The organism is Streptomyces flaveolus, from assembly GCF_000716535.1.
Lineage (GTDB): Bacteria > Actinomycetota > Actinomycetes > Streptomycetales > Streptomycetaceae > Streptomyces > Streptomyces flaveolus_A.
In genome coordinates, this window is the sequence record NZ_JNWV01000004.1 from 331,923 (window position 1) to 348,029 (window position 16,107).

The following is a 16,107-nucleotide window of genomic DNA, read 5'->3' on the forward strand; positions in this document are numbered from 1 at the left end:
CCATGCGCAGCGGGCACAGTCGGATCATGGACTGGCTGAAGAGGCTCCCGGGCATCGGGCCGATCGTCACCCGGCTGATGCTCACGCACGCGTGGCGGTGCTACGAGCGGCTGGACCGGGTCAAATGGGCCCGGCTGGCCGCCGCCATGACGTTCGTCAGCTTCGTGGCGCTGTTCCCGCTGCTGACCGTGGCCGCCGCGATCGCCGCCGCCACGCTCAGCCCGGCCAGCCAGAAGACCGTGGAGCACCGGATCGCCGACCAGTTCCCGGGCCTGTCCGACCAACTGGACCTCACCTCCCTGGTGCAGAACGCGGGCACGGTCGGCGTCATCGCGGGCGCGGTCCTGCTGTTCACCGGCATCGGCTGGGTCGGCCAGGTGCGGGACTGCCTGCGCGCGGTGTGGGAGCTGCCCGACCGCGAGGAGAACCCGGTCGTCACCAAGGCCAAGGACGCGGGCATCCTGCTCGGCTTCGGCGGCGCCCTGCTGGTCACCCTCGCCGCGTCCACCCTCGCCTCGGCCGCCGTCGGCCTGATCTCCCGGCGGATCGGCCTGGACGAACACAGCTGGGGCAGCGTCCTGTTGCAGATCGCCGCGTTCGCCGTCGCCGTGCTCGCCGACTTCCTCGTCCTGCTCTACGTCCTGACCCTGCTGCCCGGGGTCGAGCCGCCGCGCCGCCGCCTGCTGGTCGCCGCGCTGCTCGGCGCGATCGGCTTCGAACTGCTGAAGCTGCTCCTCAGCGGCTACATCCAGGGGGTCGCCGCGAAGAGCATGTACGGCGCGTTCGGCGTCCCCGTGGCACTGCTGCTGTGGATCAACTTCACCGCCAAACTGGTCCTGTTCTGCGCCGCCTGGACGGCGACGCCGAGCAAGGAGGCGGACCTCAGGGACGCGCCCGACGGCGCATCAGGTCCGGCAGCGGCCATCGGCGGTTGACCAGGAACGCCCCGCCGCCGAGCAGCACCAGCAGCCCGCCCGCGACGGCCAGGGCGATGCCGACCCCGCTGGAGCCGGACCCGGCGGCGGCGCTCGCCACGGGCTTCGCCCCCGGCCCGCCGCTCCCGGCCGCCTGCACCGACCCCTGCCCCGGGTCCTGCGCGGCGGACGTGCTGGGGCCGGGCTGCGGGGTGGCCGACGCGGCGCTCTTCGGCGGCACCAGCTCGCCCACCGCGTTGACCTTGCCGACGGCCTGGAAGCCCCAGTCGAACAGCTTCGCGGTCTCCTTGTAGACCTCGTTGTGCTCGCGCTTCTCCGGGTTCATCACCGTGACCAGCAGCACCTTGCCGTTCCGCTCGGCGACCCCGGTGAAGGTGGCGCCCGCGTGCGTGGTGTTGCCGTTCTTCACGCCCGCGATGCCCTGGTAGACCGGGACGTCGGTGTCGCCGCTCAGCAGCCGGTTGGTGTTCCGGATCTCGGCGGAGCCGAACTTCGCGCTCACCGTCGAGCAGTAGTCGCGGAAGTCCTTCTTCTGGAGCCCGGAGCGGGCGAACAGCGTCAGGTCGTACGCCGACGACACCTGACCCGGGGCGTCGTAGCCGTCCGGTGAGACCACGTGCGTGTCCAGCGCCTGGAGTTCCTCGGCGTGGTCCTGCATGTCCTGGACGGTCTGCTTGATGCCGCCGTTCATCTGGGACAGCACGTGCACGGCGTCGTTGCCCGAGCGCAGGAAGACCCCGAGCCACAGGTCGTGGACGGAGTAGGTGGCGCCCTCCTTTATCCCGACCACGCTGGAGCCGACGCCCACGCCCTTGAGGTCCGAGGGCGCCACCTTGTGCTGGGTGCCCTTGGGAAACCGGGGCAGCACGGTGTCCGCGAACAGCATCTTCAGCGTGCTCGCCGGGGGCAGCGCCCAGTGCGCGTTGTGCGCGGCGAGGACCTCCCCGGACTCGGCGTCGGAGACGATCCAGGAGCGGGCGGTGAGGTCCTTGGGCAGGACCGGCACGCCGGGGGCGAGGTTGACCTGCGTGCCGGGCATGCCGAGCCGGGCGCCGCCCACGGTGGACATCTGGGCCGGGGGCGTGGCCGTCGGGGTCGTGGAGGGGGTCGGCGCGGCGAGGGCGGCGGGCGCGGTGACGGACAGGGACAGCAGGGTGGCGGAGGTGACCAGCAGGGATCGCCTGACGGTCGTCTTCGGTGCGGACACGGTCGAGAAAGTACCTGCACCCGCCCGCGAAGTCCCGCGTCCCGCCCCACCCCCGACACGGAACCGGACACGGGACGGCGATACTGGACTCATGAAGCTCAGCCGCCCGGTCTCCTGGTTCCTGCTCGCGTTCGGGGTGTGGTCCTGGGTCATCTGGGTCACTTTCGTCAAGAACCTGGTCAAGGACAGCAGCGGGCTCGCCTTCGACGACGGTCACCCGACCGCGTACTTCTGGGTCCATCTGCTGCTGGCGGTCGTCTCCTTCGTATTGGGGACGGTCATCGGGGTCATCGGGTTGCGCGGTCTGCGCGCACTGCGCCGGAACTCATAGCGGGGGACCGGTCGGGGTGGTCATCGTCTTCGCGCTCGTCGCCCTGGCCGTCCTGGCGGTCGTGGCGGGCCTGCACCGGTACGTGTGGCGGCGCCTGGTCCGCGACACCACACGCGGCCCGGGCCCGGCCCGTCGCGCCGGCACGGCACTGTTCGTCACCGGCCCGGTCCTGACGGCCGGAGCCCTGGTGGCCGAACGCACGGGCGCGCCCTTCTGGCTCCAGCGCTCCCTGGCCTGGCCGGGCTTCCTGTGGCTGGCGCTGGCGCTGTACCTACTGCTGGGAGTACTGGCGGCCGAGGCCGTACGCCCCCTTCTCAACCGCCTGAGCCGACGCGTCCCGCCCTCACCCCGGGACGCCGTGGCTTCACCTTCCGGCCGCCCGAGCTCGGACGCTGTGGGTTCACCTTCCGGCCGCCCGAGTCCGGACCCTGCGGGTTCACCTTCCGACCGCCCGAGCCCGGACCCGGTTGCTTCAGCTCCCGGCCGCCCGAGCCGGGACCCGGTTGCTTCAGCTCCCGACCGCCCGAGTCCGGACGCTGCGGTTTCACCTTCCGGCCGCCCGAGCCGGGACCCGGTTGCTTCAGCTCCCGACCACCCGAGTCCGGACGCTGCGGTTTCACCTTCCGACCGCCCGAGCCCGGACCCGGTCGCTTCAGCTTCCGACCGCCCGATCCGGGACCGGGTCGCTTCAGCTCCCGACCGCCCGAGTCCGGACGCTGCGGTTTCACCTTCCGGCCGCCCGAGTCCGGACCCCGTGGCTTCGCCTCTCGGCCGACCGAGTCGGGTGGTGGGTGGGCAGGGGCCGGGGGTCCAGGGGGCGGAGCCCCCTGGGGCGGTCACTGAGGCACCGGCACAGGCACCGGCACCACCGGCACAGGCACCGGCACCGGAACGGGCACCGGAACCTGGCGTCCAAGAACCCACCCGGCGTCTCGTCGTCTCCCGCCTGCTCGCCGGTGCCGTCACGACCGCCGCCGTGGCGACAGTGGGCCACGGCACCTACGGAGTCCTCCGGGGCCCCCGGGTCAGACGCGTCACCGTCCCGCTGGCCAAACTCCCGCGAGCAGCGAACGGCTTCCGCATAGCCGTCGTCAGCGACATCCACCTCGGCCCCGTCCTCGGCCGCGGCTTCGCCCAGCGGGTCGTCGACACGGTCAACGCCACCCAGCCGGACCTGATCGCGGTCGTCGGTGACCTGGTCGACGGCAGCGTCAAGGACCTCGGCCCGGCCGCCGCGCCCCTCGCCCGGCTCAGCGCCCGCCACGGCGCGTACTTCGTCACGGGCAACCACGAGTACTTCTCCGGCGCCGAGCAGTGGATCGCGGAGGTCCGCGACCTCGGCCTGCACCCGCTCCAGAACGCCCGCACCGAGCTGCCGTACTTCGACCTGGCCGGCGTCAACGACGTCCAGGGCGAGAGCGAGGGCCAGGGCCCCGACTTCGCCAAGGCGCTCGACGACCGGGACCCGGCACGCGCGTGCGTGCTGCTCGCCCACCAGCCGGTGCAGATCCACGAGGCCGTCCGCCACGGCGTCGACCTCCAGCTCTCCGGCCACACCCACGGCGGCCAGCTCTGGCCCGGCAGCCTCCTCGCCGCCGCGGCCAACCCGACGGTCGCCGGTCTCGACCGCTACGGCGACACGCAGTTGTACGTCAGCAGAGGCGCGGGTGCCTGGGGCCCGCCCACGCGCGTGGGGGCGCCGTCGGACGTGACGGTGATCGAACTGGCCGCCACACGCGCGTGAGCCGCCACCCGCTCGACCGGCTCCCACGCCTGTGGACGAGCTGTGAAACCCGGCGGAAAACAACGCCTCGGTAAGTTCTTTCACAACTGGTCAGAAAGCCCTTCCCCGCAGTGAAACCGGTGTGATTAGGTGAGCCGCGCCACTTAGGGGAGTGGCCGATTCATGCTGGGCCAGGGGTAGGGCCTTGACGGGCCTGGGGAGGGCACCACCATGCGATCTGTTCGCATGCGGATTCTCGTGACGCTGCTTGTGCTGGCCGTCGTGGGGATCGGCGGCCGGCAGCTGCTGCCGTCGCAGGAGGACAAGGACAAGACCATCACCGTCGGCACGACGGACGCGGTCACCGCACTCGACCCGGCCGGCGCCTATGACGCCGGTTCGTGGGCGTTGTTCAGCAACGTGTTCCAGTCGTTGCTGACCTTCGAGCCGGGCGGGGTCGAACCGGTCCCGGACGCCGCGCAGAGCTGCGCGTTCGAGGGCAGCGGCCTCCGGACGTACCGGTGCACCCTGCGCTCGGGGATCACCTTCCCGAGCGGGCGCGCCATGACGGCCGAGGACGTGAAGTACTCCTTCGAGCGCGTCAAGAAGATCAACTCCGATGTCGGCCCGGCGTCCCTGTTCGACACGCTCGCCTCGGTGACCGCCGACGACGAACACACCGTCACCTTCCACCTCTCGTCCGCGGACGCCACCTTCCCGCAGAAGGTCGCCACCGGCGCCGGCTCGATCGTGGACAAGGACAAGTACCCCGCCGACGCTCTGCGCACGGGCACCGCCGTCGACGGCACCGGGCCGTACACGCTGACGGCGTACGCCAAGGACCAGAAGGCCGACCTCGCGCCGAACGAGCACTACAAGGGCTATCTCAGCGGCGTCGGCCGTCCGATCGAGCTGCGGTACTACGCCGACTCCGCGAAGCTGGACCAGGCGTGGAAGGGCCGGAAGGTCGACGTCGCCACCCGGACCCTGCCGCCGGGCGTGCTCTCCGAGCTGAACCCGAGCGATCCCGGGCAGCGGGTCACCGAGTCCGACAGCGCCGAGACCCGCAACCTGTACCTCAACACCCGCTCCGGTTCCCCGCTGCACGACGTGCGGGTGCGCCGGGCGATGGCCTGGCTGGTCAACCGTGAGCAGCTCGCCACGACGGTGTACGAGGGCACGGTCGACCCGCTGTACTCGCTGATCCCGACGGGCATCACCGGCCACACCACGTCGTTCTTCGACTCCTACCCGACCCAGAGCACCGACAAGGCGCGCCGGCTGCTCACCGAGGCCGGTGTGAGCCTGCCGGTCCGCTTCACCCTCGGCTACGGCATCGGCCGGGGCGCGGGTGCGGAGGAGTCCGCGGAGCTGAAGAAGCAGCTGGAGGCGGGCGGCCTGTTCAAGGTGGACGTCAAGGGCTACGAGTGGACCGACTTCCAGAAGCGCTGGGCCGCCGGGAAGATGGACGCCTGGGCGGTCGGCTGGGTCGCCGACTACCCCGACCCGGACACCTTCGGCGGCCCGCTCGTCGGCACCGGCTCCACCATGAGCACCGGGTACAGCAACAAGCTGGTCGACCACCTCATCCTGGACAGCCGGCAGTACGCCGACCGCACCCGGGCCGCGAAGGACTTCAAGGACATCCAGACGGACGTGGCCGAGGACGTCCCGCTGATCCCGCTCTGGCAGCGCAAGGAGTACGTGGTCAGCACCGAGGACGTGGGCGGCGGCCAGTACCTGTCGGACGGCACGGGCGTGTTCCGGCTGTGGCGGCTGACCTGGATCTGATCAGTCGGCCTTCTTCTGCCCGGCCTTGATGATCTGCTCCACGTCGAGCGCGACCTCGGCGCCGATCGAGTCGGGCAGCGTCACCGTCTCGCCGGGGGCGTGGACACGGTGGTTCGTGTACTCGCTCCCGGCGGGCTCCGTGAGGACGTGGAGGCGCTGGTGCTTGCGGTCGACCACGAGATAGACGGGCACCTTGGCCTCGGCGTACGCGCCGACCTTGGTCTTCAGGTCGTCCCGCCAGTTGCCGGAGGTCACCTCCAGCACCAGGCGGAAGCAGACCGGGTCGTAGGCGTTGTTCTCGATGAAGTGGTCGTCGATGTCGGCGTCCACGACGACCAGGTCGGGGATGCAGTAGTCCTCGGCCCCGGTAGGGAGCTTGATCGCGACGCTCTGGAGTACCTCGGTCTCCACGCCGTGCAGTCCGGCGGCGAGGAAGGGGATCATGAGATCGGTCAGAACGCGGGCGTGGGGGGCATCCGGTGAAGGGGTCACGAGGAGATGGCCTCCGATGATCTCGACGCGGTAGCCCGGATGGCGCTCCATGATCTCGTCGGCGATGGCCGTGAGGGAGAACGGCTCGTCGGCGTCGAAGGGCTGCTCGACGGATGCAGCGGACATCGCGTGCCTCCTAGGGGCTGGTGTCGAGAGCATCATCGTAGGCAGCCGGAACCCCGGGCGTCCTGTTCCCGCGCGTTGACCCGCAAGTGATCACTCGCCCTCCCGCCCCGGGTCCGGCAGGACCTTCGTCATCCCCGGCAGGAAGTCCGTGAACAGCTCATGGACCTCCAGGACCAGGGGCCGCAACACCCGGAACCGGGCCAGCGAGACACCGCGGGCGGTCAGGCGGGCCCCCCGCCGCGCCAGCCGGTAACTGCGCTCCCGCCCCTCCGTGCGGTCGAAGATCCAGTACAGGACCAGACCCATCTGGGCCAGCCACATCAGCTCCGGAAGGACGTCCCGCAGTTCGGGGGCCACCTTCGACTTCGAGCCGGCCAGCACCTCCCGGTGCACGCTGATGGCCTGCTCGCGCGCGTGCTCGCTCTCCGGCGAGAAGGGGCTGAGCGGGCTGTCGGGGTCGGCGGCGTTCTTGAAGAACTGGACGGCGAACTCGTGGTACGGGCGGGCGATGTCCAGCCACACGGTCAGCACGCCCGCGAGCCGCGCCTCCAGGTCGGTCTCCCGGTCCAGGACCTCCCGGACCGCCGCCTGGTGCTCGGCGGCGATCCGGTCGTAGAAGCCCTGGATCAGGTGTTCCTTGCCCTCGAAGTAGTAGTAGGCGTTGCCGACGGAGACCCCGGCCTCCTTGGCGATGGCCCGCATCGTCGTCTTGTCGTACCCGCGCTCCTGGAACAACCGCATCGCGGTCTCCAGGATCAGCGCACGGGTCTGCTCGGACTTGCTGCTCTGGGGGCCGGCCGCTTCGGGGCCGTCGTTCTTCGCGGGCACGGTAGGAGCCTAACGAGTGGCGGGGGCGGCGCCGGAGCAGGACGGCGGGGAGTGGGTCCAGCCCGTACGCGGGTGGTACGACCAGCCGTCCGCCCGCCGGTACACCTGGCCGCCCCACTGCGCCCCCCGCCCCTGCGCCTCCCGCCACTTCGCGGCCGCGAGCACCGCGCCCCGGGCCAGTCCGGCGCCGGCCGGCCCGGCCAGCTTGTGTGCGAGCGGGCGGTGTTCGCGCAGCGCCCACAGGACGACGATCCAGGCGCGCGAGCCCCGGTAGACCTGCCCGGAGTCGCCGACGACGGTGACCTCGTCGAGGGAGGCGGCGTGGTCGAGCCCGGGGAAGCGGCTGCGGGCCTCGGCCGAGCCGGCCGGCAGCAGTTCCAGCCGGACCAGCCGGGGCTGGCGGGCCAGCCAGTCGCGCAGATGGGCGCACAGGGCGCACTCGGCGTCGTACAGGACGGTCAGCCCCCGGACCGGGGCGTCCGCGGCACCCCGGCCCTCCGTCCCGGTCACGGCGGTCGTGCCGGTCACGGCCGTCACGCCCCGGCCGTCGGGGCGATCCACTCCTGCGGGGCGACCGGGGGGACCTGCTCCCGCTCCATGACCCCGCGCCGGCGGATCTTGTTGAGCACGTACACGTTGCCCAGGTGCATCACGCCGAGCACCAGCAGGACCACGCCCAGCTTGGTCGACAGGGCCTCGAAGATGCCGCGGGTGTCCTCGATCGTCTCGTCGTCCCCCAGGTACAGCGCCACGAAGCCGAGGTTGACCAGGTAGAAGCCGACCACCAGGAGGTGGTTGACGGCGTCCGCGAGCTTCTCGTTGCCGCGCAGCACGTCCGCCAGGAAGATCCGGCCGTTGCGGCTGAGCGTGCGGGCCACCCAGACGGTCAACGCGATGCTGACGACCAGGTAGATGACGTAGGCGATGACGGTGCGGTCCATGCCCCACCCCTTCTTGAACGCGTTCAAAACGCTGACAGGCATGACTGTAGACCTGTTTTTGAACACGTTCAACTGAAGGTGCGGTGACGGGGGTCTCAGGCTCTGCGGCCCAGTGCCGGGCGCTTGGTGTAGTCCGTGAAGCCGAGGATGTTCCCCCAGGGATCGGCGATCTCCACCGTCCAGCCGGTGGCCACCGGGAAGACCTCGTCCAGGGGTTCGATGCCGGCGGCGGCCAGCTCTCGCGCCGCCGCCCGCGCGTCCGGCACCTCCAGCCAGACGCGCGGCGAGGGCCAGGGCGGCGTCCGCTGCCGCAGCTCCTCCTCGGCGCGCAGCAGGATGCCGGGCGTCTCCCCGCCGACCTTCAGTTGTGCGATGCCGCCCTCGTCGAACCGGAAGCCCACGGCGAATCCGGCCCGCTCGTAGAAGGCGACGGCCTCGCCGAGGTCGCCGACGGGGAGCAGCACGTTGTCGAAACCGAGCAGTTCGTACGACTCTTCGTCTGACATGTCGTCACATTAGGATTCTTGCCCCCGGGAAGCGAGGAGCCCCACCGGAGCGGACTCCGGTGGGGCTCTGGAGGTGGACCCCGTCAGTGGTTCACTGCGGGAAGCCCGGGTCCAGGTCGGGACTCCGACACGCCACTGCGACCGCCCTGGACGGCACTTACGCCTGGACGACAAGGGCCCCGCCCCCGGTACGGAACCGGAGGCGGGGCCCAGGTGCTCCAGGCGTGTCCGCGGATCAGTAGCGGCGCGTGATCAGGGCGCGCTTCACTTCCTGGATCGCCTTCGTGACCTCGATGCCGCGCGGGCAGGCGTCCGTGCAGTTGAAGGTCGTGCGGCAGCGCCACACGCCGTCACGGTCGTTGAGGATCTCCAGGCGCTGCTCCCCGGCCTCGTCACGCGAGTCGAAGATGAAACGGTGGGCGTTCACGATCGCGGCCGGACCGAAGTACTGGCCGTCGTTCCAGAACACCGGGCAGGAGGAGGTGCAGGCCGCGCAGAGGATGCACTTCGTGGTGTCGTCGAAGCGCTCGCGGTCCTCCGGGGACTGGTAGCGCTCCCGGGTGGGCTCGTTCGTCTCCTTGACGACCAGGAACGGCATGACGTCCCGGTACGCCTGGAAGAACGGCTCCATGTCCACGACCAGGTCCTTCAGGACCGTCAGGCCCTTGATGGGCTCGACCGTGATCGGCTTCTCGGGGTTGATGTCCTTGATCAGCGTCTTGCAGGCAAGGCGGTTCTTGCCGTTGATCCGCATCGCGTCCGAGCCGCAGATGCCGTGCGCGCACGAGCGGCGGAAGGTGAGGGTGCCGTCGACGTCCCACTTGATCTTGTGGAGGCCGTCGAGGACCCGCTCCTTGGGGTCGATCTCCAGCTGGAAGTCTTCCCAGGTGGCCTCCGCCGCGACCTCCGGGTTGAACCGGCGGATGCGGAAGGTGACCGTGATGTAGGGGGAGTCGGCGAAACCGGGCTCGGGCTGGCCGGCCGCGTCCGCCTTGTCCAGAACAGGGGTAGCCATCAGTACTTACGCTCCATCGGCTGGTAGCGGGTCTGGACGACCGGCTTGTAGTCGAGACGGACGGTTTCCGAGCCGTCGGCGCCGACCTCGCGGTACGCCATGGTGTGGCGCATGAAGTTGACGTCGTCACGGTTCGGGTAGTCCTCGCGGTAGTGACCGCCGCGGGACTCCTTGCGGGCGAGGGCCGACACCGCCATGACCTCGGCCAGGTCGAGCAGGTTGCCCAGCTCGATCGCCTCCAGCAGGTCCGTGTTGAAACGCTTGCCCTTGTCCTGGATCGCCACGTTCTTGTAGCGCTCCTTGAGCTCGGCGATCTTCTCGACCGCCGTCTTGATCGTCTGCTCGGTGCGGAACACCATGACGTTGGCGTCCATGGTCTCCTGCAGCTCGCGGCGCAGGGTCGCCACCCGCTCGTTGCCGGTGGAGGTGCGCAGCCGCTCGATCTGCTCGACGACGAAGGACTCCGGGGCGTCCGGCAGCTCGACGTAGTCGGCCTTCGCCGAGTACTCGGCGGCGGCGATGCCCGCGCGGCGGCCGAAGACGTTGATGTCCAGCAGCGAGTTGGTGCCGAGCCGGTTGGCGCCGTGCACGGACACGCAGGCGACCTCGCCGGCCGCGTACAGGCCCGGGACGACCGTGGTGTTGTCCGCCAGGACCTCGCCCATGACGTTCGTCGGGATGCCGCCCATCGCGTAGTGCGCGGTGGGCTGGATCGGGATCGGGTCCGTGTACGGCTCGATGCCGAGGTAGGTCCGCGCGAACTCGGTGATGTCCGGGAGCTTGGCGTCGAGCTGCTCCGGCGGCAGGTGGGTCAGGTCCAGGTAGACGTGGTCGCCCTCGGGACCGCAGCCACGGCCCTCGCGGATCTCCGTGTAGATGGAGCGGGACACCACGTCACGGGACGCCAGGTCCTTCATGACGGGAGCGTACTTCTCCATGAAGCGCTCGCCGTCCTTGTTGCGCAGGATGCCGCCCTCACCGCGGGCGCCCTCGGTGAGCAGGATGCCCATGCGCCAGATGCCGGTCGGGTGGAACTGGAAGAACTCCATGTCCTCCAGCGGCAGGCCGCGCCGGTAGACCGCCGCCTGGCCGTCACCGGTCAGCGTGTGGGCGTTCGACGTCACCTTGAAGAACTTGCCGGTGCCGCCGGAGGCGTAGATGACGGCCTTCGCCTGGAAGACGTGGATCTCGCCGGTCGCCAGCTCGTAGGCGACGACACCGGCGGAGCGCTTGACGCCGTCGACCTCGGTGATGAGCTGGTCCAGGACGTAGAACTCGTTGAAGAACTCCACGCCCTCCTTGACGCAGTTCTGGTACAGCGTCTGGAGGATCATGTGGCCGGTGCGGTCCGCGGCGTAGCAGGACCGGCGGACCGGGGCCTCGCCGTGGTTGCGGCTGTGCCCGCCGAAGCGGCGCTGGTCGATGGTGCCGTTCGGCGTCCGGTTGAACGGCAGGCCCATCTTCTCCAGGTCGAGGACGGCGTCGATGGCCTCCTTCGCCAGGATCTCGGCGGCGTCCTGGTCGACCAGGTAGTCACCGCCCTTGACCGTGTCGAAGGTGTGCCACTCCCAGTTGTCCTCCTCCACGTTGGCCAGCGCGGCGGCCATGCCGCCCTGCGCGGCGCCCGTGTGGGAGCGGGTGGGGTAGAGCTTGGTCAGGACCGCGGTGCGGCTGCGCTTCGTCGCCTCGATGGCGGCGCGCATGCCCGCGCCACCGGCGCCGACGATGACGGTGTCGTACTTGTGGATCTTCATGATTCTCGCAGCCCCGTGCCTAGCGGATGTTCGGGTCGAAGGTGAAGATCACCAGCGTGCCCAGCAGGATGGTGAACACCGTGGCGGTGTAGAGCAGGCCCTTCAGCCACAGCCGGCTGTTCGGGCGCTCCGCGTAGTCGTTGATGATCGTGCGCAGGCCGTTGGCGCCGTGCAGCATCGCCAGCCACAGCATCAGCAGGTCCCAGACCTGCCAGAACGGGGACGCCCAGCGGCCGGCCACGAAGGCGAAGCCGATCTTGGAGACGCCGCCGTCCAGCACGAGCTGGATCAGCAGGTGGCCGATGACGAGGACGACCAGCACGATGCCGGACAGGCGCATGAAGAGCCAGGCCGCCAGCTCGAAGTTGCCCCGGGTCGACTTCGGGGACTTCTTGGTGCGCCTGCGCGGGGCCTCGATCAGCGGGGCCGGGTTGTCGACGGTGTAGACGGGGGCGCCCTCGACGGGGCCGACTCCCGAGGCCGCGGTTTCAGTCGTGGACATCGGCGTCAGCTCCCAAACAGGACACGGTAGGCGTGGCCGAGGACCGGGTAGATCGCCCCGAGCATCAGCACGATCCAGACACCCATCACGGTCCAGAACATCTGCTTCTGGTAGCGCGGGCCCTTCGACCAGAAGTCGACGGCGATGACGCGCAGGCCGTTGAGCGCGTGGAAGAGGATGGCGGCGACGAGGCCGTACTCCAGCAGCGCGACGATCGGCGTCTTGTACGTGGCTACGACCTTGTCGTAGTCCTCGGGGGATACACGCACGAGAGCGGTGTCCAGCACGTGAACGAACAGGAAGAAGAAGATGAGGACGCCGGTGACTCGGTGAGCCACCCAGGACCACATTCCTTCCCGGCCGCGGTACAGCGTTCCAGCCGGCACGGAAGAACCCTCCGGGAGCGGGGACTAGGGCCGCGCCGGCTTCACTGTCGGTCGGGCCCGGCCGGGTACGGTCCACCGGCCCTCTGCATGGTATCCACGTGCCGCCGTGGTGCTTACGGGGGGCCTACCGGTGTGATCAAAGTGGCACGCGGTTGGGCTAGCGGGTGCGGTCGCCGCGGCGGATTCGACTGTCATTTGCCGGGTGCGGGGGCGTTTGGGCTGGTCGCGCCCACGTGGCGGTAGCCACAAATCGAACACAGCCCTACGCCGCTGAGCAGGGTCAGCAGCCGTCCCCGCGCGAGGCGCCGGAGCTCGTCCGCCGCCACCACCCGTTCCTCTTCGGGATCGTTCGCCAATCGTGACCGGATCGCTTCGAGGATGTGGTCGATGACCTCGTCCGGGGCGACATCGCCCAGGTAGATGACGAACGCGTGTCCGAATCGGGCCTCGTACGCGGCGTGCGCGGCGCTCAGGGCCATGTGGGCCGCCGAGTAGGTGCCCTCGGGCAGCTCGGGGAGGGACTCGCCGGCCAGGGCCTCGGCCAGATCGCCGGGGGAGAGGTCGTACGTCGCCTCGTCCGCCGCGGCCAGCAGGGCGTCCAGGTCCGGGTAGGGGCGGTGGTCCGCGATCCGGTGCGACCAGCGCAGGCTGTGCAGGCAGTGCAGGAGAAGGGTGCGGGCCTCGGCGGCGGGTGCGGTGTTGAAGGCGTCGAGGGGTGTGGGGAGATACGGCAGGCGGTGGGCGGGCAGCGTGGGTCCTCGCGTCACATGTGGTGTGGCAGGGGATGCTGTGAAAAGTGTGGCCTCAGGTTATCGAGAGTGGTCAGGCTGTGTCCGAGGGATGCCTGAAATTCACCCGGACGGGAGAGTTTCGGAACGCCTGGATGACAGCCGAGCGGGCGATCGGTCGTACGTTGGCAGGGTGATCCAGCACAGGCACAGGCGCCGGGGCCCGGCGCGGCAGGTGATACGGAAGCGGGCGGTGGTGGCCGCCGCGTTCGTCGGGACCATCGCGCTCGGCACCGGCGTCGGCGTGTGGGCCTCGTCGGACGGGAGCGGCGGAAAGCCGGAGGGAAGCGCGGCGCGGTCGTCGTCCGGCCGGGCGGCCGGCACCGGTGCCGGCGATCCGGGCACACCGTCGGCGAGTCCCAGCCCGAGCCGGTCCTATCCCCTGTCGCGGGCACCGCGCACGATCCCCGCGGTGCGCTCCCACACCCCCGCGCGCGGACCCGGCTGGACACCGCGGCCGGGCGGCCGCGTGGTGGTGAGCGACCCCGGGCTGGCCGACGAGGGGCGCCTCATAGCCGGCGAGCTGGGGCTGCGGTACGCGGGGGAGAAGGACGACGTGCGGGCGGGCGATCTGCGGCTGGCGCTCGGTAGCGGGGGCGGGAACCAGGAGTCGTACACCATGACCGTCCGGGGCGGGCGGGTCGACATCAGCGGGCCCGGCGAGGCCGGCGTGTTCTACGGCACCCGCACCCTGAAGCAGGAGGTCCACGGCGGCGGCACGGCACCCGAGGGCGTCGTGAAGGACGAGCCCGCCAAGCCGGTGCGCGGGTTCATGCTGGACATCGCCCGCAAGCCGTACGGCGAGACCTGGATCGAGGACCGGATACGCGAGCTGGGGGACCTCAAGTTCAACGAGCTGGGCCTGCACTTCTCCGACGACCAGGCCTTCAGGATCGAGTCCAGCAGCCACCCCGAGATCGTCTCCAAGGACCATCTGACCAAGGCCCAGGTCAGGAAGATCGTGGCGCTGGCGGACAGCCGGCACATCACCGTCGTACCGGAGATCGACTCGCCGGGGCACCTGGGCGCCGTCATCGCCGCCCACCCGGACCTCCAGCTGCGCAACGCGAGCGGGGTGCCGACGCGGGGCGCCGTCGACATCTCCAAGGACGCCTCCGCGCGGATCGTCGACGACCTGCTCGACGAGTACGCCGGGCTCTTCACCGGCGACCAGTGGCACCTGGGCGGGGACGAGTACCAGGCGCTGACCGTCAGGGACCCGCAGGCCTCGTATCCCCAGCTGGCCGCCGCCGCCCGGCAGGCCTTCGGCGCCGGCGCGACCGTCGCCGACCTCGCCACCGGCTGGCTGAACGACCGCGCGGCCACCGTCCGCGCCCACGACCGGACCGTCCGCGCGTGGAACGACGGCTTCTACCGCGACACCTCCGTGCGGCCCGACCCGGACATCCGGGTCGCCTACTGGACCGGCAAGGAGATCGGCGCCCGGCAGCCCGTGGAGTACCTGAGCGCCGGGCGGAAGGTGCTCAACTACAACGACGAGTTCCTCTACTACGTGCTCGGGCAGCCGCAGACCTTCGTCTACCCGACCGGACAGCGGATCTACGAGCAGTGGAGCCCGCGCGTGCTGCGCGGCACCACCGCCGTGCCGGAGCGCTACGACGGGCAGATCCTGGGCGGCTCGTTCGCGGTCTGGTCCGACTTCCCGAACGCGCAGACGCAGGCACAGGTCGCCGCCGGCATCCGGATGCCGCTGCGGGCCACCGCGCAGAAGCTGTGGGACCCGGGCACGCCCCCGCTGTCCTGGGCCGGCTTCCGCGAGCTGGCGGACCGGCTGGGCTGAGAACCGAGTGGACGCACGGCGGCGTCCGCCCCTATGTTCCGGTGTCCGCGCGCGTCCTCGGAACGCGCGCGTCCGTCACCGGTGGCCGCGCGTCGCTTCGGGGAGAGCCGACGCACCGGCCCGGCTCTCATCTCTCGGGGGGACTCCGCCATGACCTCGCCCATGCCCACACCGCCGTACCCCGCGTCGCCGTACCCTACGCCGCCCGGCGCCTGGCTGCGCTCGCCGGTCGCGCTCGGCCGGGCCACCGCCGTACTGCTCGGGCTCGTCATCGCCACCGACCTGTTCGCCTGCTGCGCGGACCTGCTGGAACTCGACGTCGCCGGCGACATCGCCGACGGCGCCGCCGGGGCCGGCGTCGTCGGCCGGGCCGACCGCGCGGACGCGCTCTACGCGGTGGCCGGCGTCTCCCAGGTGGTCGCGCTGGTCGCCACGGTGGTCGTCTACCTGTGCTGGCTGTGGCGGGTCCGGGTGAACGCCGAGGTGTTCGACGCCTCCCGGCACCGCATGAAGCGCGGCTGGACGATCGGCGGCTGGTTCTGCCCGGTCGTCAACCTCTGGTTCCCGCGCCGGATCGTCGCCGACAGCTGGGACGCCAGCGCCCCCTGGGGCACGCGGTCCGGGCACACGCCGGTCGACGCCTGGTGGACGCTGTGGATCATCAGCCTCGTCGCGGGCCGGTACGCGTACACCACGTCCCGGAACGCCGAGACGGCGGCCGAACTGCGCGACGCCGCCCGGGTGATGCTGTTCTCCGACGGGATCGACATCGCGGCGGCCGTCCTCGCCATGGTGGTGGTCGTCCGGCTGACCCGTATGCAGGAGCGCAAGGTGTTCTCGGGCGAGCTGCCCGCCCCCGCCTTCGGCTGACCGCCCGCCACTGTCGCCTTTGGCTGAATACCTCCGCTGTGACACTCCCGCGCCGTCGCACGCAGTAAGGGGAAATGCGGGCTCCGTACCGGTCGGCGCCCTGGCGAGGGA

Annotated in this window: 17 protein-coding genes; 6 read left to right on the forward strand and 11 right to left on the reverse strand. The window is 70.7% G+C overall.

Features of this window, described 5'->3' with window-relative positions:
- Positions 1-26: 26 nt before the first annotated feature.
- Positions 27-935 carry a YihY/virulence factor BrkB family protein gene (locus OO52_RS05260; protein WP_030641433.1) on the forward strand — a complete coding sequence of 303 codons (909 nt, stop codon included), beginning with the start codon at positions 27-29 and terminating at the stop codon, positions 933-935.
- Here OO52_RS05260 and OO52_RS05265 read toward each other — a convergent pair.
- Entirely contained in the window at positions 883-2,142 is a 1,260-nt protein-coding gene (locus OO52_RS05265; protein WP_030641435.1) for a D-alanyl-D-alanine carboxypeptidase family protein, read from the reverse strand. The genes OO52_RS05260 and OO52_RS05265 overlap by 53 nt on opposite strands.
- Positions 2,143-2,233: 91 nt before the next feature.
- On the opposite strand from OO52_RS05265, the gene OO52_RS05270 reads away from it, so the two are divergent.
- From OO52_RS05270 to OO52_RS05280, 3 genes are all read left to right on the forward strand, one after another.
- The gene (locus OO52_RS05270; RefSeq protein ID WP_030641438.1) at positions 2,234-2,473 is read left to right on the forward strand and encodes an SCO4848 family membrane protein; all 240 of its coding nucleotides are present in this window, start codon (positions 2,234-2,236) and stop codon (positions 2,471-2,473) included.
- 16 nt (positions 2,474-2,489) lie between these two features.
- On the forward strand, positions 2,490-4,217 hold the full coding sequence (locus OO52_RS05275; RefSeq protein WP_078961080.1) for a metallophosphoesterase: 1,728 nt from the start codon (positions 2,490-2,492) through the stop codon (positions 4,215-4,217).
- A 225-nt stretch (positions 4,218-4,442) separates the two neighbouring features.
- On the forward strand, positions 4,443-5,987 hold the full coding sequence (locus OO52_RS05280; RefSeq protein ID WP_030641442.1) for an ABC transporter substrate-binding protein: 1,545 nt from the start codon (positions 4,443-4,445) through the stop codon (positions 5,985-5,987).
- On the opposite strand, the gene OO52_RS05285 is transcribed toward OO52_RS05280, so the two are convergent.
- The 10 genes from OO52_RS05285 to OO52_RS05330 form a co-directional block, all read right to left on the reverse strand.
- Positions 5,988-6,605: a Uma2 family endonuclease gene (locus tag OO52_RS05285; protein WP_030641444.1), complete on the reverse strand. Its 618-nt coding sequence runs from the start codon at positions 6,603-6,605 to the stop codon at positions 5,988-5,990.
- A 90-nt stretch (positions 6,606-6,695) separates the two neighbouring features.
- On the reverse strand, positions 6,696-7,433 hold the full coding sequence (locus OO52_RS05290; RefSeq protein ID WP_030641446.1) for a TetR/AcrR family transcriptional regulator: 738 nt from the start codon (positions 7,431-7,433) through the stop codon (positions 6,696-6,698).
- 9 nt (positions 7,434-7,442) lie between these two features.
- Positions 7,443-7,961 (reverse strand): thiol-disulfide oxidoreductase DCC family protein, encoded by a 519-nt coding sequence (locus tag OO52_RS05295; protein WP_051818235.1) that lies wholly within the window; start codon positions 7,959-7,961, stop codon positions 7,443-7,445.
- A 5-nt stretch (positions 7,962-7,966) separates the two neighbouring features.
- Positions 7,967-8,374 carry a hypothetical protein gene (locus OO52_RS05300; protein WP_030641451.1) on the reverse strand — a complete coding sequence of 136 codons (408 nt, stop codon included), beginning with the start codon at positions 8,372-8,374 and terminating at the stop codon, positions 7,967-7,969.
- Positions 8,375-8,469: 95 nt separating this feature from the next.
- Complete coding sequence (locus OO52_RS05305; RefSeq protein ID WP_030641453.1) at positions 8,470-8,880, reverse strand: VOC family protein; 411 nt, start codon at positions 8,878-8,880, stop codon at positions 8,470-8,472.
- Between the two features lie 235 nt (positions 8,881-9,115).
- Positions 9,116-9,895, reverse strand: coding sequence for a succinate dehydrogenase iron-sulfur subunit (locus OO52_RS05310; protein WP_030641455.1), 780 nt, complete (start codon positions 9,893-9,895; stop codon positions 9,116-9,118).
- On the reverse strand, positions 9,895-11,649 hold the full coding sequence (gene sdhA / locus OO52_RS05315; protein WP_030641457.1) for a succinate dehydrogenase flavoprotein subunit: 1,755 nt from the start codon (positions 11,647-11,649) through the stop codon (positions 9,895-9,897). Before sdhA ends, OO52_RS05310 begins: the two co-directional genes overlap by 1 nt.
- Before the next feature lie 19 nt (positions 11,650-11,668).
- Positions 11,669-12,151, reverse strand: coding sequence for a succinate dehydrogenase hydrophobic membrane anchor subunit (locus tag OO52_RS05320; protein ID WP_030641458.1), 483 nt, complete (start codon positions 12,149-12,151; stop codon positions 11,669-11,671).
- 5 nt (positions 12,152-12,156) lie between these two features.
- Positions 12,157-12,537 carry a succinate dehydrogenase, cytochrome b556 subunit gene (sdhC, locus tag OO52_RS05325; RefSeq protein ID WP_043195476.1) on the reverse strand — a complete coding sequence of 127 codons (381 nt, stop codon included), beginning with the start codon at positions 12,535-12,537 and terminating at the stop codon, positions 12,157-12,159.
- Positions 12,538-12,728: 191 nt separating this feature from the next.
- A complete protein-coding gene (locus OO52_RS05330; RefSeq protein ID WP_030641460.1) occupies positions 12,729-13,304 on the reverse strand; it encodes a 2-oxo-4-hydroxy-4-carboxy-5-ureidoimidazoline decarboxylase in 576 nt (191 codons plus the stop codon).
- A gap of 214 nt (positions 13,305-13,518) precedes the next feature.
- Here OO52_RS05330 and OO52_RS05335 point away from each other — a divergent pair, with 214 nt between their 5' ends.
- Both OO52_RS05335 and OO52_RS05340 read left to right on the forward strand, forming a co-directional pair.
- Positions 13,519-15,126, forward strand: coding sequence for a beta-N-acetylhexosaminidase (locus OO52_RS05335; RefSeq protein ID WP_420711381.1), 1,608 nt, complete (start codon positions 13,519-13,521; stop codon positions 15,124-15,126).
- Positions 15,127-15,288: 162 nt separating this feature from the next.
- Positions 15,289-15,996, forward strand: a complete 708-nt coding sequence (locus tag OO52_RS05340; protein WP_245240315.1) for a DUF4328 domain-containing protein — start codon at positions 15,289-15,291, stop codon at positions 15,994-15,996.
- Positions 15,997-16,107 lie beyond the last annotated feature (111 nt).